Origin of the sequence: Inquilinus sp. 2KB_23 (assembly GCF_052115705.1) — a bacterium.
GTDB lineage: Bacteria > Pseudomonadota > Alphaproteobacteria > DSM-16000 > Inquilinaceae > Inquilinus > Inquilinus ginsengisoli_A.
The window spans coordinates 264,456-282,116 of the sequence record NZ_JBFRHF010000002.1 but is presented as its reverse complement, the minus strand read 5'-3'; the positions used below and the strand labels follow the sequence as shown (position 1 = coordinate 282,116).

The 17,661-nt window shown below is 69.2% G+C and carries 13 protein-coding genes; 4 read left to right on the top strand and 9 right to left on the bottom strand.

The window, feature by feature from the left end; translation table 11 throughout:
- Positions 1 to 132: 132 nt before the first annotated feature.
- Positions 133 to 1,572 carry a mannose-1-phosphate guanylyltransferase/mannose-6-phosphate isomerase gene (locus AB4112_RS03525; protein WP_441717112.1) on the bottom strand — a complete coding sequence of 480 codons (1,440 nt, stop codon included), beginning with the start codon at positions 1,570 to 1,572 and terminating at the stop codon, positions 133 to 135.
- A gap of 324 nt (positions 1,573 to 1,896) precedes the next feature.
- On the opposite strand from AB4112_RS03525, the gene AB4112_RS03520 reads away from it, so the two are divergent.
- Both AB4112_RS03520 and AB4112_RS03515 read left to right on the top strand, forming a co-directional pair.
- Positions 1,897 to 4,491 carry a glycosyltransferase gene (locus AB4112_RS03520; protein ID WP_441717110.1) on the top strand — a complete coding sequence of 865 codons (2,595 nt, stop codon included), beginning with the start codon at positions 1,897 to 1,899 and terminating at the stop codon, positions 4,489 to 4,491.
- Between the two features lie 134 nt (positions 4,492 to 4,625).
- Positions 4,626 to 4,922, top strand: coding sequence for a hypothetical protein (locus AB4112_RS03515; protein ID WP_309795252.1), 297 nt, complete (start codon positions 4,626 to 4,628; stop codon positions 4,920 to 4,922).
- A 49-nt stretch (positions 4,923 to 4,971) separates the two neighbouring features.
- Here AB4112_RS03515 and AB4112_RS03510 read toward each other — a convergent pair whose 3' ends face one another.
- The 7 genes from AB4112_RS03510 to AB4112_RS03480 all read right to left on the bottom strand — a co-directional run bounded on the left by AB4112_RS03510 (position 4,972) and on the right by AB4112_RS03480 (position 13,057).
- Positions 4,972 to 6,198, bottom strand: a complete 1,227-nt coding sequence (locus AB4112_RS03510; protein ID WP_441717108.1) for an AGE family epimerase/isomerase — start codon at positions 6,196 to 6,198, stop codon at positions 4,972 to 4,974.
- Between the two features lie 174 nt (positions 6,199 to 6,372).
- On the bottom strand, positions 6,373 to 7,890 hold the full coding sequence (locus tag AB4112_RS03505; protein ID WP_441717106.1) for a phosphomannomutase/phosphoglucomutase: 1,518 nt from the start codon (positions 7,888 to 7,890) through the stop codon (positions 6,373 to 6,375).
- Between the two features lie 189 nt (positions 7,891 to 8,079).
- Positions 8,080 to 8,355: an HU family DNA-binding protein gene (locus tag AB4112_RS03500; protein WP_309795259.1), complete on the bottom strand. Its 276-nt coding sequence runs from the start codon at positions 8,353 to 8,355 to the stop codon at positions 8,080 to 8,082.
- A 114-nt stretch (positions 8,356 to 8,469) separates the two neighbouring features.
- Positions 8,470 to 9,192, bottom strand: a complete 723-nt coding sequence (locus tag AB4112_RS03495) for an ABC transporter ATP-binding protein (protein WP_309795261.1) — start codon at positions 9,190 to 9,192, stop codon at positions 8,470 to 8,472.
- Positions 9,189 to 9,995: an ABC transporter permease gene (locus AB4112_RS03490; protein ID WP_441717103.1), complete on the bottom strand. Its 807-nt coding sequence runs from the start codon at positions 9,993 to 9,995 to the stop codon at positions 9,189 to 9,191. Before AB4112_RS03490 ends, AB4112_RS03495 begins: the two co-directional genes overlap by 4 nt.
- Positions 9,996 to 10,056: 61 nt before the next feature.
- Positions 10,057 to 11,490, bottom strand: a complete 1,434-nt coding sequence (locus AB4112_RS03485) for a hypothetical protein (protein WP_309795265.1) — start codon at positions 11,488 to 11,490, stop codon at positions 10,057 to 10,059.
- A gap of 190 nt (positions 11,491 to 11,680) precedes the next feature.
- Positions 11,681 to 13,057, bottom strand: coding sequence for a glycosyltransferase family 4 protein (locus tag AB4112_RS03480; protein WP_441717100.1), 1,377 nt, complete (start codon positions 13,055 to 13,057; stop codon positions 11,681 to 11,683).
- Between the two features lie 316 nt (positions 13,058 to 13,373).
- On the opposite strand from AB4112_RS03480, the gene AB4112_RS03475 reads away from it, so the two are divergent.
- Together AB4112_RS03475 and AB4112_RS03470 are read left to right on the top strand one after the other, a co-directional pair.
- A complete protein-coding gene (locus AB4112_RS03475) occupies positions 13,374 to 14,552 on the top strand; it encodes a polysaccharide biosynthesis/export family protein (protein WP_441717098.1) in 1,179 nt (392 codons plus the stop codon).
- A gap of 26 nt (positions 14,553 to 14,578) precedes the next feature.
- A complete protein-coding gene (locus AB4112_RS03470; RefSeq protein WP_441717096.1) occupies positions 14,579 to 16,051 on the top strand; it encodes an LTA synthase family protein in 1,473 nt (490 codons plus the stop codon).
- A gap of 159 nt (positions 16,052 to 16,210) precedes the next feature.
- Here the strand turns inward: AB4112_RS03470 and AB4112_RS03465 are convergent, their stop codons facing one another.
- Complete coding sequence (locus tag AB4112_RS03465) at positions 16,211 to 17,542, bottom strand: glycosyltransferase family 4 protein (RefSeq protein WP_309795273.1); 1,332 nt, start codon at positions 17,540 to 17,542, stop codon at positions 16,211 to 16,213.
- Between the last annotated feature and the right edge of the window lie 119 nt (positions 17,543 to 17,661).

Below are 17,661 nucleotides of genomic sequence, written 5' to 3'. Positions count from 1 at the left end.
GTTACAGAATCTACAAAGCGTAGATTTGAAATCTATTTGCCTTTCCCGAGATCGGCGTATCCGCCGTCGTTTCTGGTCGATCCCGAGCGTCGTCGGGGGCGTCTTCCCTGTGTCCTTTGCGGCGACGCGGCCTCAGGCGAGTGAGAACGCGTCGGCCTGTTCGAGCCGGACGACGTCGTCCTCGCCGAGATAGGGTCCGGCGCGGACCTCGATGAGCTCGAGGTCGATCTTGCCGGGGTTCTCCAGCCGATGGTCGGTGCCGATCGGCAGGTAGATCGCCTCGTTTTCGCGCAGGATGCGGGTCTGGCCTTCGAGCGTGACGCGGGCGGTGCCGGACAGCACCACCCAGTGCTCGGAGCGGTGGTAGTGGCGCTGCAACGCCAGCTCCTGCCCGGGATGGACGATCACGCGCTTGACCTGGAARCGRTCGCCGGCRTGCAGCGACTTGACCGTGCCCCAGGGCCGGTAGATCTCGCGGTGGATCACCGCCTCGGGCCGCTTGGCSGCCTTCAGCCGGTCGGTGATGGCCTTGACGTCCTGGACCTGGTCCTTGGCCGCGACCAGCACCGCGTCGTCGGTGGCGATGACGATGGTGTCCTCCAGCCCGATCACSGCGGTCAGGATGCCGTCGCTGCGGATCAGGCAGTTGCGCGAGCCCAGCGCCAGGGCGTCGCCCTGGGTCAGGTTGCCGTCGGCRTCGCGGTCGCCGATCTCCCACAGCGAGGACCACGACCCGACATCGGTCCAGCCGATGGCGGCRGGGACGATGCCGGCGCGCTCGGTCTTCTCCATCACCGCATGGTCGATCGAGATCGAGGGGGCCTGGACGAAGGCGGCGGCGTCGAGCCGCAGGAAGGTGAGGTCGCGGGCGGCGGCCTTCAGCGCGGCGTCGGCSGCGGCCAGGACCTGCGGSGCGTGGCGGCCGACCTCGGCCAGGTACCGGCCGGCGGTGAACAGGAAGATGCCGGCGTTCCACAGGTGCCGGCCCTCGGCCAGGAACTGCTCGGCGGTCTCGCGCGGCGGCTTCTCGACGAAGCGGGAGACGGCGCGGGCGCCGGGAGCGCCCTCGATCGCCTCGCCGGGCAGGATGTAGCCGTATCCGGTCTCGGGCGCGGTCGGCTGCATGCCRAAGGTCATGAGGTAGCCGGCGCGGGCGGCGGGSGCGGCGGCGGCGATGGCGGCGCGGAAGCCGGCGGGGTCGGCGATGTGGTGGTCGGCCGGCAGCACCAGCATCAGGGTGTCGGGGTCCTGGTCGGCCAGGAAGCGGGCGGCGACGGCGACGGCCGGGGCGGTGTTGCGGGCGACCGGTTCGAGGATGATGGCCGAGGGCGCGACCCCGATCTGGCGCATCTGCTCGGCGACGACGAAGCGGTGGTCGTCGGCGCAGATGAAGACGGGCGGGGCGAAGCCGTCGGCCTCGCCGACCCGGGCCACCGTCTCCTGGATCATGGTCCCGTCCGACACCAGCGGCAGGAACTGCTTCGGGTACCCCGCCCGCGACAGCGGCCACAGCCGCGTCCCCGATCCCCCCGACAGCACCACCGGAACCACCGGCCGATCATTCCGAATCATCATCCGCTCCAGATTTCCGACGTTGAACCTGTATCGATGATCGTGATTGCGACTTCAACACTCACGAAATCATCGAATGTTGGGAAAAACTCACGCTATTCCGGGGTTGCTCCGATGATTTCATACGATGGTATGGCGCATATGTTTCGGAAATCTTACCCGGCATTCGGTCTATCGGGGTTTCCGCCACTGGTTCGACACGAAATCAGGTTTCGAGTCGTTAGGATTTGAATTTGAGTGCGCTGCAGCATAGTCTTCGATTCCGGGCGGGACGTCCAGTCGCCCTTTCGGATCCCTGTCTTCCCGGTCGAAGGATCGATGGCAATGAAGATTCAAGCTTTGGTCGCAGCCGTGATGCCCGATGCCTCCGGCTCGGCGATCGATCCCCACGAATTGCAGGACCTGGTCGAGGCGGCGGATTGGGACGGCGTGAACGCCCGCGCCCTGCTGTCGCGCGACGGCGCCGCGCCGCAGACCCGGCGCACCGCCCTGGTCGACCGGCTGCACGGCGTGGCCCGGGAATCGGACGAAACCTTCGATCCCGTCGCCACCGCCAAGGCCGCGGCCGCCCTGTGCCTGTCGCAGCACAACCATGTGCTGTCCCCGCTCGACCAGCCGTCGATCGGCGGCGTCTTCGTCGAGGACGGCATGCTCCATCTCTGGGGCATCAACCAGCTCGACCCGGCCCAGCCGGTGGACCTCGCCTTGGTGGTCGACGGCCGCCGGATCTTCGACGCGCGGACCGACCCGGAGACCGGCCGGCTGGTCTTCGCCGCCACCCGGCTGCATGCGCGCCACCGCTCGCTCGCCCTCGACCTCGACGGCACCCTGATCCAGGGGCCAGCCTTCACCGCGCTGTCCTTCTGGAAGGACGCCGATTCGCTGCACGACCTCGCCAACCACCTCACCGACATGCTCGGCGCCTACGACTATCTCGGCGCCCGCTACAAGGTGAAGAGCGACCTGCCGAAGACGATGGCCCGCCTCGACGCCTCCGGCGGCGAGAAGATCAAGGGCCGCGTCCCCGAATTCCTGCGCTACATGGCGAACAAGTACGACTGCGACACCAAGAACCTGGTCGGGTACTACGGCACGTCGCAATGGATCATTTCCGACATCATGGAGTATGTCGACCGCAGAAGCATCTTCTGCATGACCAACGAGATCAGCGAGGCGCTGTCGGAAGGGGTCTTCAACAAGCGGGCCCTGAAGAACGACGTCTCGCTCGGGCTGTTCGCGTTCTGGCGCCGGCACTACCAGCACATCGACATCTTCAGCGACGAGGGCCTGCGCAAGATCCAGTACAAGTTCGCCACCGCGCCGTTCATCAGCGACAAGAACAACCAGCTGCTGATCACCAAATCGCTCAAGGAGCGGCTGAGCCAGGTGGTCGACGCCTACCGGTCGCGCGCCGTGCCGTGGAGCTGGTACTGGCTGTTCCGGCACGAGGACGAAGGCACCACCCACAAGATGATGGACACCGGCTACGCGCTGACCCTGTCCTTCAAGGAGGTGCTGGCCGATCTGATCGAGGACAACCGCTGCTCGTTCAACCCACGCAACTGGATGTCCTTCTGGGGGTCGACGCCGCATGAGGTCGCGGGCAGCTTCACCCGCTTCGACCTCGCCCTGATCTCGCTCCTGAACGGCCGCGCGGTGCCCGAGGAGCTGATCGCCGAGCGTGGCCCGGAAGCCTTGCGCCAGCAGCTGATCGACGCCGTCTATGCGCGGGCACCGAAGCTGGCCGCGATCTCGGCCGTGGCGCCGGAGCTGGCGACCGCAGCGGCGGGCGAACCGGCGATCGAGAAGATCGACCTGGTGATCGTCGGCCATGCCAATGCCACCGGCCTCGGCCGCAACCTCAACATGTTCGTCGAAGCGCTGGCCGACCTCGACCCGCTGGTGTTCAACGCCGATGACGGGCAGTGCGTCAACCCGGAGGGGCGCTACCGCGAGGACATGAACATCCGCGCCCGGGTGGTGCTGCTGTGCGTCAACGCCGACCGGGCGCCGGAGATGATCGCGCGCTTCGCCTCGATCTGCGAGGACGCGCACATCATCGGCTTCTACCTCTGGGAGACCGACACCCCGCCCGAGACCCATCTGCTCGGCGCCAATGCGGTGGACGAGATCTGGGCCCCGTCCGGCTTCGTCGCCGACGGCTACCGCAAGATCACCTCGACGCCGATCACCAACGTCAGGAAGGGCCTGGCCCAGCCGCCGAACCGGGTGTTCAGCCCGTTCCTCGAGCGCTTCCGGCGCAGCCCGAGCGAGCTGATCTTCCTGTCGCTCGCCGAATTCGGCTCCTCGATCGTGCGCAAGAACCCGCTCTCGGTTGTCAAGGCGTTCCAGCAGGCCTTCGCCGAGGGCGACGACGAGGTCCGGCTGCTGCTCAAGATGCGCGAGATCGACCCGGCGCATTGGAGCAACTTCGACGGCTATTGGGAGGAGGTCGAGGAGCGCATCACCGGCGACTCCAGGATCGAGATCGTCGAGGGCAACCTGACCGACGCCGAATACTGGTCGCTGATCGAATCCTCCGACGTCTTCGTCGCCCTGCACCGGGCGGAAGGCTTCGGCTACGGCATCGCCGACGCCATGATGCTGGGCAAGCCGGTGATCGTCTCGGACTATTCCGGCACCCAGGATTTCTGCGAGCACGAGAACGCCTTCCTGGTCGGGGTCGACGTCACGCCGACGCCGCCGGAGCAGATGCGCAGCAAATCCTATGTCGGCCATTGGGCCAGCCCGCGCGTGGCCGATGCCGCGGCGGCGATGCGGGCCGTGGTGGCCGATCGCGACGCGGCGCTGGCCAAAGCGGCCAAGGGCCAGCAGCGCATCTTCGCCGATTACGACTTCAGCGCTTGGAGCGAGGGGCTGGCCGAGCGCATCCGGGCGCATCTGCCGCGGCAGGTCTGACGGCGCGTCCGCCCTGCCTGTCGCTGCGCCGCCGGCCTCTTGCCGGCGGCCGGCGGGCCGGTCGCATTTCCCGGTTGCGGTCGCGCCCGCGACATGCGGGCCCGCATCTTCGCCGGCAGGGGAGGGTCCGGACGATGCCACTGCTGATCGCCGCGGCCTATGTCGCGCTGTCGACCTTCCAGGCGGTCGTGATCTGTGTCGGGCTGGTGGCCTGGACCGGCATCCCGACGGTGGTGGCGGTGCTGATCGCCACCCTGTTCGGGCTGATGCCGGGGGTGGGAACGATCCTGGCGATCCTCGCCGCCGCCTCGGCCTGGGAATGGCCGTGGCTGGGGTCGACCACCCTGTTCTGCAGCCTCATCGCCCTGTGGGGCCATGTGGCGCTGCGCTATGCCGTCCCGGCCCTGTCGACCACGCCCGAGGGGGATTAGCGGGCCGGCCGGCCACACGAGCAGCCGGCCGATCCGTTCCGGCCTTGCGTCAGGCCACCGCCTGCGCCGTTGCGACCGGGCCCAGGCTGCCATTGGCGAAGGCCCGCTCCAACTCCTCGATGGCGCAGATGATGTGGTAGAAGGTGCTGGCCGGCGCCGGCTCCTCGATGAAGCTGCCGTCGGGCTTCAGCTTGTCGCGCCACAGGCCGGGCACCGCCACGTCCAGATAGGTGAACAGGGTCCGGATGCCGGCGACGGCACGGCCGCGCCACAGCGACCGCTCGGCCTCGGTGGTCGCCACGCCGGCCAGGGCGACCGCCGCCTTGATCCGCTCGGTCTGCGGCCACAGCCGGGCGCCGGGGTCGAGCGGCGAGGCGTCGTCGAGGATGGCGTTCACCGCGGCGTCGCGCGCAGGGTCGACGCCGGTCGCCTCCGAGGCCTCGGCCATCCGTCGTGCCGCGACCACCGCGTCCTCGCGGCCGCGCAGCTTGCCCCAGCGCACCAGCAGCCAGGCCCATTCGAACAGGTGCCCGGGCTCGACGATGCGGCCGTCGCGGCCGGCCACCGGCGCCCAGTCGCCGTCGAAGAACTCGCGGAGGTAGCCGGTGGCGGGGTCGATCAGCCGGGTCAGCGCCAGCTGCGCGATCTCGTCGGCCAGCGCGTTCCACGCCGCCTGGTCCGGCCCGACCCCGAGCTCGACCCAGGCCAGCGACGCCTCCAGCAGGTGCATGTGCGGGTTGGCCAGCAGCGGCAGCTTGCGCGGCGCGGCCTCGTCGAAGCCGCCGGCCGGGTGCTTCAGCGTCGCCTCCAGCCGCTGGCGCAGCCGCGACGCCGCCGCCACCAGCGGCGCCGGGTCGGCGACGACGGTGCTGGCGGCGGCCAGGGCGAACAGGGCGAAGGCCTGGTCGTACAGCACCACGCTGTCGTCCAGCGTCGCGCCCTCGGCCGAGACCAGGGTGCGGAAGGTGCCGTCCGGCCGCTCATAGGCGCCGCGGAAGAAGGTCAGGCCATGCTCCACCGCCTGGGCGGACGGGCCGGTCCAGCCCAGCCGCCCGGCCACGGCGAAGGCGAAGACCTGCCGCGCCTGGACGCGGGCGCGGCGCGGCTCGATGCACGGCGTGCCGTCGAGATCCAGCCGCTCGTGGAAGCCGCCGCGCTCGCGGTCGGCGCCGGTCTCCCACCAGATCGGCAGCGCCTGGGTGGTCAGCCAGGTCATCAGGCGATCGCGCAGGCCCTGCAGGGTCGCGCTCTGCTCGCTCACGGTCGGGATCGTCATCTCAGGCTCCAGCGGCAAGGTAGGTCTTCCAACGGCAGGACATATCGACAGGTCTACGCGTCCAAGATGGTCATCGCGAGGCGCGTCTCTTTGATCCAGGGATCGTGGCAATCCAACGGCCGGGTCCGGCATGGATTGCCACGCCCCTGCGGGGCTCGCAATGACGGGTCGATATCAGATGGTCTGATTGTAGGCGCCGACTTCGGCATTTTCGCGCAGCACGCCGTCCACGGCCTTGAACATCTCATGCAGCCGGTCCTTCGACACCGGGCTTTCGACCACCACCACCAGCTCCGGCTTGTTGGAGGAGGCGCGGACCAGCCCCCAGGTGCCGTCCTCGGTGGTCACCCGGATACCGTTGACCGTGACCATATCGACGATGCGGTGGCCGGCCAGCCCGCCATTGGCGGCGATCTCGCGGAAACGCTTCTCCACCCGCTCGACCACCTCGTACTTCACCTCGTCGGCGCAATGCGGCGACATGGTCGGCGACCCCCAGGTCTTCGGCAGGGCACGGTACAGGTCGGCCATGCTGGCATCCGGGTTGCGGTCCATCATCTCGCAGACGGCGATGGCGGTGACCAGCCCGTCATCATAGCCGCGGCCGATCGGCGGGTTGAAGAAGAAATGGCCGGACTTCTCGAAGCCGGCCAGGGCGTTCAGGTCCCGCACCCGGCGCTTGATGTAGGAATGGCCGGTCTTCCAATAGTCGGTCTTGGCCCCCTGGGCGTGCAGCACCGGGTCGGCCGCGAACAGGCCAGTCGACTTCACATCGACCACGAACTGCGCGCCGGGGTGCAGCGCCGACAGGTCGCGCGCCAGCATCACGCCGATCTTGTCGGCGAAGATCTCATGGCCCTCGCCGTCGACCACGCCGCAGCGGTCGCCGTCGCCGTCGAAGCCCAGGCCGAAATCGGCGCCGGTCTCGCGCACCTTGGCGGCGATGGCGTGCAGCATCTCCATGTCTTCGGGGTTGGGGTTGTAGTTCGGGAAGGTGTGGTCCAGCTCGACGTCGAGCGGGATGACGTCGATGCCGATCGCCTCCAGCACCTGCGGGGCGAAGGCGCCGGCGGTGCCGTTGCCGCAGGCGGCGACCACCTTCAGCCGGCGCTTGATCGCCTTGCCCCGGGTCAGCTCCTCGACATACTGCTCGGCGAAGCCCTCGACGAAGCGGTAGCCGCCGCCCGGCCGCGACACGAAGGCGCCGGACAGCACGATGTCGCGCAGGCGGCCCATCTCCTCCGGCCCGAAGGTGACCGGGCGGCTGCAGCCCATCTTCACCCCGGTCCAGCCATTGTCATTGTGCGAGGCGGTGACCATCGCCACGGCAGGGACGTCCAGCGCGAACTGGGCGAAATAGGCCATCGGCGACACCGCCAGGCCGATGTCGTGCACGGTGCAGCCGGCCGCCATCAGCCCCTGCGCCAGCGCGATCTTGATGGCCATGGAATAGCCGCGGAAATCATGCCCGACCACGACCTCGGGCGGCACCCCGACCTCGTGCAGATAGGTGCCGAGGCCCAGGCCCAGCGCCTGCACCCCCATCAGGTTCAGCTCCGGCGGCTTGTCGGATCCAGGATGCCCGAACCACCAGCGGGCGTCGTATTCGCGGAAGCCGGTCGGCTTCACCAGCGGCGTGGTCTCGAAGGCGTAGGTGTTGGGAACCAGGTCGGCGGAGGGCTTGGGGAACATCGGGGAGGTCCTTGGCGGGAGCGTGCGGGAAGGGCGGCGGCAGGCAATACACAACCCATCGCCGGCCACGGGGCCGGCGGCGATGACGATCGCGGAGGCTGGGGCCGGCCCTGTCTCCGCGTCGGTACGGACCTTCTTGGGGGAAGGCGGGACCCGGCCTGTCGGCCGGGCCCCGCCATCACGGATGCGTCAGGCGTTCAGCAGTTCGCGCACCGGCTTGGATGGGCTGAACACCACCTTCTTCGAGGCAGCGATCGTGATCGGCTGCCCGGTGGTGGGGTTGCGGCCCTCGCGCTCCGGCCGGATCGCGACCTTGAAGCGGCCGAAGCCCGAGATCGAGACCTCGTCGCCCTTGGCCGCGGATTCGGTGATCGCCTGGAAGATGCTGGTGAGGATGCGCTTGGCGCGGACGCGCGGCAGCTTGTGGTCCTGGGCCAGCTGTTCGATCAGCTCCGAGGTGTTCATCGTCGTTCCTCTAGGTGGGAAAGGGCGCATCGCACCCGGGGAAGGCATGGGGGTAGCCCCATGCCCGTCGCGCATGCTCCCAGGGAGCATGTCGGTGCCGGCCGGCGGGCGGGGTCACGGGAGCGGATCGTCATCGTCCCAGACCTCCTCGTCCTCGGCCTGTGGGTCGTCCTCGGCGCCCGGCTCGTCGGCCTTGAAAGCCATGATGGCGTCGCGCACCGTCTCGAAGACGGCCAGCCGGCTGTCGGCCAGCACCGCGCCGTCATCGGCGAAGCGGCGCAGCATCCGCGGCCGCCGGGTGGTGAAGATCAGCGTCGCCTGCCGCCGCCGGGCATCGACCAGCCGCTCGCACCAGTCGCGGAAGCCGGGCGGACCGCCGATCACCGATTCGTCGGCGAGGTAGATGTCGAAGGGCAGGGCGTAGGCGATGGTGAACAGGAACCGCCCGCGCTTGTCGCCGGTGTAGCTGGAGAAGGGGCGGTCGAAGTCGCGGCGCAGCCCGCTGTGGGTCTCGACGAAGCGGATGACCTCGGCCGGGTCGGCGCCGTAGATGCGCGAGACGAACCACGCGTTCTCGCGCCCGGTCATGGTGCTGATGAAGGGGCCGGCGGTGCCGACCGGGAACGACACCCGGCCCTGGCGGAAGATGCGGCCCGAATCCGGGTGCATCGCGCCGGACAGCAGGCGGATCAGCGTCGACTTGCCGGCGCCGCGCCGGCCGAGGATGCCGATGGTCCGGCCCGGCTCGAACACGGCGCTGAGGTCGTCCAGCACCAGCTTTCCCGCCCCGGCGCCATGCGCCCGGTAGCGCTTGGTGACACGGTCGAGCACGATCATCGCGCCGCCACCCGCCGGCGGCGCAGCGCCCGCTCCAGGATCAGGCCGAGGAAGATCGAGCCGATGCCCCAGGACAGCAGGTAGCCCTTGTCCAGGATGACCGTGGGGTAGGTCAGGAAGAAGGCGGTGCGGAACCATTCCACCGCGTGCAGCACCGGGTTCCAGACCAGCCAGTCGCGGATCTGCTTCGGCATGTAGTCGGGCACGTAGAACACGGCGCTGAGGAACAGCAGCGACCGGGCGAACACCCCGTAGACCACGGCCCACAGCCGGAAGAACGAGCCGATGATGCCGTTGACGATGCCGACGCCGATCGCCATCAGGGCGGCGGCGGCGAAGGCCCCGACGGCGTTGAGCGGCTGGATCGGCCGCGCGTCGCGGACGCCGATCACGACATAGATGAAGCCGAACAGCACGATCATGACGATGGCGAGCTGCAGGATCTCCAGGAACGCGCGGGCCAGCATCAGGTCCAGCGGCTTCACCAGGGGCAGGTTGCGCGCCAGCGAGGTGCTGCGCAGCGCGCCCATGGCGCGGGACGAGATGTGGACGAAGGTGAAGTACGGGATCATCCCGGTGCCGAGGAACAGGAACATGCTGGTGCCGAAATCCGGCCGCCGGCCGATCGCCGAGAACACCGCCAGCATCATCGTCAGCTGCAGCACCGGCTCGAGCAGCTCGAGCAGGTAGCTCAGGCGCGAATGCTTGGCGTGCATCCGCATCTCGCGCAGCATCAGCGACACCACGACCCGGGCCTGGACCGCCAGGGCCGAGCCGAAGCGCGGGGCCACGATCGCGGTCACGCCGCGGCTCCAGGCACGGCTCGCGGAAGGGGACTGCCTGCCGGCTCCACGCGGACCATCCTCAGATCATGTGGTCGCGCACGGCGTAGACCGTGAGCATGGTGATGGCCCAGGCCAGGGCGGCGATCAGGAACACGATCAGCACGTCCTCGCCGCGCTCGGGGTACAGCGGGTACTCCGCCAGCGCCGGCTCGACATAGGGCATCAGGTAGGTGCGGTCGGACAGGGCGCTGCTGCGCACCTGGTCCAGCGCGGTCAGCATGTTCTGGTAGCTCTGCTGCGCGAATTGCAGCTCGAGCCGGATGTCCTCGTAGTCCGAGAGGGTGGCGGCATAGCCCTCGCCGCCGCTGCCGGCCGCGGCATCGCCGGTGCCAGTCCCGGGGCCGGCGCCGGACCCGAGCTCGCCCTCGATCTTGTTCAACTGGTCGCGGGTGGCCGCGATGTTGTTCTTCAGGGTTTTGATCGTCGGCGCGTCGGGCGCCATATGGGTCGACAGCGAGGTCAGCTGCGCTTCCATCTGCGCCAGGTTGGTGCGCAGCTGCAGCGTCAGGCCCAGGGTCGAGGACGCGCTGGTCGACAGGTCCGGGCTCTGCTGCACGTTGCGGAACTGGCGCAGCCGGCCGGTGATCTCGCGCAGCCGGTCCTCCGCGGTCTTGACGTCGCGCTCGGCGAACTTCACCGAATCCTCGCGCGCCCGCTCGGCCATGCGGTTGACCAGGGCTTCGCTGGCGCCGATCAGCGCCTGGGCGATGCGCAGCGAATCCTGCGGCGTGAAGGCCCGCACCTGGACGATGGAGATGCCGGTCGACACGTCGAAGCTGGCGTCGATCCGCGACTGCCAGTAGTCGACCAGCTTCTCGGTCGGCACCGTCGGGTCCAGCCGGGCCAAGTAGTCGGCGTCGGGATCGCTGTAGATGTGGCGCAGGTCGACCGTCTTCAGCAGATCAGTGACCGCCTCGCGGCTGCGGACGTAATCGGCGACGATGAAGTTGTCGCTGAAGGCCGACAGCCGGGCCGACTGGCCCAAAGCGGCGCCGACCAGGTCGGTGGTGGCCGACGACGCCGATGCGTTCGACGACTTCACCGCGAAACGGAATTCCGAGACGTACTGGTCGCTGGCGATGAAGAAGTAGTAGGCCGAGGCCAGCGCGGTGGGCAGCACCACCATCAGCAGCAGCGAGGCCCAGAACCAGCCCGACAGCTTGCCCTTGCGGCTGGGCAGCTGCAGCGGCTCGAAGGCAGTCTCGGTGCGGCGGTCCAGGCTGCGGCGCGCGGTGGGCGGCGGCGCGGTCCGCACCGGCACGTCGCGGACGAAGCTGGTCTCCGGCTCCGCGGCCGGTGGCCGCTTGCGTGGCAGCCGCGTGACCGTGGCGTCGGGCGGGGGCGTCTCCTCGGCCGGGCCGAATTCGTCGGGGGATTGCCGGGCCTTGGCCGCCCGCAGCTCGGCGATGGTCCGGCGCGACGCCCGCGAGTCCGGGTCGTCCGAGACCGACACCCGCCGATCCAGCTTTTCGGAAAGGGTTTCCGAGGGGTTGTCCGGTGTCTTGCCCAAGCCATACCTCACGAGACGCAGGCACCAGCTGCACCATGTACGCTGCACCGCAGCATAGCAGACGCAAACTGGCGGGGAAACCTATGAAACCATCAAATCTTTGAAACGGATCCGACTCCGCCTCACGAAACCTTCATTCACTTTCCGCCAGGACGCCCGGCCCGGTCGGCACCGGCGCTGCCGCCCCGGCCGGAAGCAGCCGCCGGTACATCTCCGCCAGCCGGGCGCGGTAGCGTTCCGGCGAATACAGCGCCGCCTGCTGCAGGCCTCGCCGCGCCAGGTCGCCGCGCAGCTCGGCATTGCCGTCGAGGCCGCGGATGGCCTCGGCCAGCGCATGGGTGTCGTAGGGATCGACCAGCAGCGCCGCGTCGCCGGCGACCTCGGGCAGCGCGCCTTCGGTCGAGGCCAGCACCGGCGTGCCCAGGCGCATCGCCTCCAGCACCGGCAGACCGAAGCCTTCGTACAGCGACGGGAAGGTCACCGCCTTGGCGCCGCGGATCAGGCTGACCAGCAGCGGGAAGGGGGCGTAGTCGATGCGGTGCACCCGGTCGCGGGTGTAGGTCAGGGTGTCGACCTGCTCGAGGTAGCGGATCGACGGGTCGTTCAGCATCCGCAGTTCCTGGTCGGTCTTCCAGGCCAGCTTGCCGATGATCACCAGGGGCGTCTTGATCTGGCTGGCCAGGTAGGCCTCGATCAGCCGGCCGATGTTCTTCTTCGGCTCGATCGCGCCGAAATAGAGCAGGTAGCCCTTGTAGGTCAGGTTGAAGGTGCCCTCGACCTCACGCTTCACCGCATCCTCGGGCTTCTCGGCGTATTTCGCCGGGATGTCGACCGCTTGGTAGGTGTTGGTGATGCGCTCCTCGGGATAGCCGAACAGGTCGACGATGTCGCGCTTCGACGTCTCCGACACCGTGACGATGTGGTCGGCGCGGCGCAGCAGCATGCGCACCAGCTTGTGGTAGCGGCGCTTGTTGTCGAGCGTGGTGTAGGGCAAGCGCAGCGGCACCAGGTCGTGGATGGTGTAGATGTTCTTGGCCCCGGCCAGCCGCATCGGCAGCGGGTAGGTCCAGTGCATCAGCTGCGGCGTGTCGCGCAGGGTGATGGTCATCCGGTTGCGGTAGATCGCGAAATGCCGGTAGGCCCGGTTCCACACATCCGGCACCGCCGAGATCTGGTCGTAATAGGGCATGCGCGAACGGTAGGTCTTGGCGATGACCTTGCCGGTGATCGGCACCGGCTTGGCCCGCACCCCGCCCGGCGAATGCACCAGCTCGTTGACGTAGCGCAGGAACTCCAGCCAGCGCGGCGGCGTGCCGACATTGGGGTCGAAGAAGGCGATCTCGCGCATCAGGGTCTGGGTGCTGGGCGCCGACCGGCCGCCATACAGCACCTCGGTGCGATAGCCCAGATTGTGCAGCTCGTAGCTGAGGTTGCGGGCATAAGTCGCCACCCCGGTGCCGGTTTCGAGGCCGAGATTGTAGCCGTCGATCATGATCGTCTGAGGCGTCACGGCGTGGTCCTGTGCTGTCCAGCGATTCGAAGCGAAGGCTTCCGGCGAAATCTGGCGAAACCGATGTCCATGGCCCGGCTCAGCCGCGGCCGCACCATCGCCCATGAGAGTTGGCGAGGCCAGAACCTTATAGAGCGCCAGGCCGCTCGCGGAAACCCCAATTTACGGTTTCGACTCCGCAAAGGCGCGCTGCGCTTGGGTTTCAGGACTCGAATACGAAATTATTCGCAGATGCAGCATTGGCTCTCGCCGATGAAATCTGTTATGCAGCGAAGCATTCGCGCTTCGACGCGCCCCAGCGGAAGACAACGGCCCCATGACCTGGCGACTGGCTTGGCTCGTTCCCGCCGTTCTCGCAATCCCCGGCTGCGGCGAGCTGCCGAGCAGCGGCCCCCTGGCGGGCCAGATCCTGGCGTCGGGCGAGGTCGCGCCACCGCCGGCCGGCACCGATGTCGACAGCCGCTACGCCATCGTCGACGTCAACCAGGCCACCCTCGCGGCGATGGACCAGGCCCGCGTCCCCAGCCTGCTGCAGCGCTTTGGCGACAAGGCGCCGATGCCAACCCAGCAGATCGGCGTCGGCGACGTCGTCTCGGTGTCGATCTGGGAGGCGGGGACCGGGCTGTTCGCCGGCGCCGCCGACGCCACCACCGGCGCCCAGGGCGCGCACAGCGTCACCCTGCCGCCGCAGGTGGTCGACCAGCGCGGCAACATCGTGGTGCCCTATGCGGCCAAGCCGATCCGCGCCGTCGGCCGCACCCCCACCCAGATCGCCACGGCGATCCAGTCGGCGCTGGCCACCCAGGCCAGCCAGCCCCAGGCGATCGTGACCGTGCCGGAATCCGCCTCAGCCTCCGCCTCGGTGCTGGGCGACCAGACTGGTGCTGCGCGGGTGCCGCTCAACATCAAGGGCGACCGGCTGCTCGACGTCATCGCCCAGGGCGGGGGCATCCGGTCGCTGCCGGCCGAAACCTTCATCACCCTGACCCGCGGCGACGCGTCGGAAACGGTGGCCCTGCCCACCGTGCTGCAGACCCCGGCGGAGAACGTCTACATCCAGCCCGGCGACACCATCTACGTCACCCGCCGCCCGCAGACCTTCACGGCGCTGGGGGCGGTCAGCACCTCCGGCGAGCTGCCGATCGACCAGACGCCGTTCACCCTGGCCCAGGGGGTGGGGCGCGCCGGCGGGCTGCTGGACCGCGCCGCCGACGCCAGCGCGGTGTTCGTCTTCCGCTTCGAGTCGCGGGCGGTGTTCCGGGCGCTGCGCGAGAACTCGCCGCTGCTGGAGACGCGTCAGCCGGTGCCGGTGGTCTACCGCCTCAGCTTCGAGGACCCGCGCGGCTATTTCTACGCCCAGCAGTTCAAGCTGCGGAGCCACGACATGGTCTATGTCGCCAACGCCTCTTCGGTCGAGCTGCTGAAGTTCCTGTCGGTGGTGCGGAACGCGATCTCGGTGACCTCGCCGGCGACCACGGTGGTGGGCGGCGGCTGAGAGCGCGGGGGCGGCGGGGCCGAGCGGTGATCGCCGCGTCCGAACTGGTCGGCCTGGCCGGCGGCGCCGTTGCCTGGGAGGCGGTGGACGCGCTGGCCCGGCCGCGGCGCGGGATCCTCGGCGGCAGCCGGGCCGCGATCCTCGGCCGCCTCGCCGTGTTCCTGCTGCTGTCCGCGGCCTGGCTCGGCCTGTTCGGGCGGTTCTGGTTCGCGCTGACGGCCAGCCTGGTCACCCTGGCGATCCTGGTCGCCATCTCCAACGCCAAGCAGCGCAGCCTGTATGAGCCGCTGGTGTTCTCCGACTTCGCCTTCCTCGGCCCGATCCTGCGCCACCCCAGCCTGTTCTACATCGAGCGGCGCGAGGGCCTGGCCCTGCTGGGCGCCGTGGCGATGCTGCTGGCGGTGATCGCGACCTGGGTGTGGATCGAGCCGCGGGCCATCCCGTGGCCGGTGCAGCTGGCGCTGCTGGGTGGCGAGGCCGCGCTGCTCGGCCTTGGCGCCGTCTCGCCCTGGCCGGCGGCGCTGACATTCGCCGACGCCACCAACCCGCGCGGCGGGATCCGGCGCTTCGGCCTGGCCGCGTCGCTGCCCACCGCCTGGCTGCGCTGGTGCGGCGAGGGCCGGCGGCCATTGCCCGCCTCACCGCCGCCGGACGTGGCCGCCGGCATCGACGCGGTGGTGGTGATCCAGTCCGAATCCTTCATGGACCTGCGCCGGGTCGGCGTCGCGACCGACCTGCCGAACTTCGACCGGCTGCGGCCGCGTGCCCTGGCGCAGGGCCTGCTGGAGGTGCCGTGCTTCGGCGCCTACACCCTGCGGCCGGAGGTGTCGGTGATGACCGGGCTGACCGCGGCCCAGCAATCCTTCGACGGGCTGCACCCCTATCTGCGGCCCGGCCGCTACGCCCCGGCCTCGCTGCCGGCGGCGCTGCGCGGCCAGGGCTGGCGCACCGTGTTCCTGCACCCCTATGACGAAACCTTCTTCCGGCGCCACCGGGCGATCCCGGCGCTGGGGTTCGAGACCTTCCTCAGCCAGCGCGACCTGCCGGATGCGGAGCGCTGCGGGTACTACATCTCCGACGCCGTGGCGGCCGGGGTGATCGAAGCCCAGCTCCGGGCGGCGCGGGCGGACACGGTTCCACTGTGCCTGGTCTGCGTCACCATGGAGGCGCACGACCCCTACCGCCCCGGCCGGCTGCCGGGCGAGGACGACCCGCTGCGGCAGTACCTGCACCATATCGGCCATGCCGACGCCATGCTGGCCCGGCTGGCGGCGCAGTTCGACGCCACGGCGGACCGGGTGCTGCTGGTGTTCTACGGCGACCACGCCCCGGTGCTGCCGGCGGTGGACCCGGAGCGCGAGCGGCGCACCGAGTTCATGATCCTGGAATGCGGGCGCGGGGCCGCCCGTCAGAGGGCCGCGGGCGCCGAGCCGGTGCAGTGGCGGCCGGAGACGATCAACGCCTTCATCCGGTCCTGGCTCGCGGGCGCCGGGCGCTGACAGGCAAGCCCGTCATCCCGTGCGCATCGCGGCACGCAGTGCTGCGGTGCAGACACGGGATCTCTTCGCGATGGCGACGAGATTCCCGCTTTCGCGGGAATGACGAAGGAGAAGGCAAGGTGATTCGATCAGCCGCGCCAGCCGGTCTGGGAGGGAGCCTCAGCAGATGCTGTATTTCCGCCGGACGTCCTCGACCACCTCGTCGAAGATGCCGAAATGCCGGTCCCAGGTCGGGGCCTTGAAGCGGGCCAGCCGCGCCATCTGGGCCTGGCGGCGCAGCGAGTTGGTCTTGGAATACTCGATGATCATCTCCATCCAGCCCGGGCCATCCAGGGGATCGAGATATTCCGGGATGCCGCTGCCCAGCTCGTGGAACACCGGCAGGTCGGAGCAGATCACCGGCACGGAGGAGGACAGGCCCTCGACCAGCGGCAGGCCGTAGCCCTCGGCGAAGGACGGGAACAGCACGGCGCGGGCGCCCAGCAACAGCCGGTGCAGCACCGCGTCCGGCACCCGGCCGCATTCGATGACATGGTCGCCGATCTGGTCGCAGCGCTCGATCATGTCGATGACGTTCTCGTTCTCCCAGCCGCGGCGGCCGACGATCACCAGCTTCGGCGCGGCGGCCCCCAGCTTCTGCACCAGGGCCCGCCATACCTGCAGCATGAACAGGTGGTTCTTGCGCGGCTCGATCGTGCCGATGATCAGGAAATAGGGCTCGCTCTCGAGGTCGTTGGCCTTCTGCGGCGCGAACCGCCGGTCGACCCCCAGGGGTGCCACGAACACGTCGTCCATGTTGCCGTGATAGCGCTGGACGTGCTTCAGCAGGTCGCGCTTGGTCTGCATCGAATTGACGATGGTCGCCGCCGCGGTGGTCGAGATCGCCTCGATCCGGGCGGCATGGCGCTCGGCATGGCCGGGGCGGACATATTCCGGATGGTCGATCGGGATCAGGTCGTGCACCAGATAGATCGGCGCCAGCTTGCGGCGCAGCACCAGGCGCTGCAGCGTGGTCGGCTGGTGCAGCCCCTCATGCGAAACGTTGACGTAGATCGACTGGTTCTTGCGGGCGCTGATGCTGATCATGCGCGACAGCAGGCCGCGCGCGCCCATCAGCGCATCCATGCCCAGCTGCAGCAGCGGGGCCGAAGGGCGCGGGGCCGGCAGCAGGGGCTGGGGGCGGCCGCGGCCGTTGAACTGGTCGCTGGGCACGCCGATGAAGCGGGCGATCCGCTCGGCGTCGCTGCCGCGGACGCGGCTGGCGCCGAAGCTCCAGCGCTCCAGCCGGCTGGCGACGAACTGGGCGAAGGCCGGGGTCGACAGTTGCCAGTAGCGCGACCGCCAGCGGGCGATGAACTGGACCTCGTTGGGATAGCGGTCGAGCATGTGCCCGGCATAGGTCAGCTCGACGCGGTCGACGCCGGTCGGGGTGGCGCTGCCGGATCGGCGCACCAGCCGGGTTGCATCGAACAGGATTTGGTCCTGGGCCATCGGTCCTGCTCCCAATCTTTCAAGCTGTCCGGCGACGGGGTCGCCGCGGCGGCGGAACGTTCGAAACGAAATCTTCCCTGAACGTTCCGCCCTGCTTGCAAGCCCGCATCCCGGCCGGG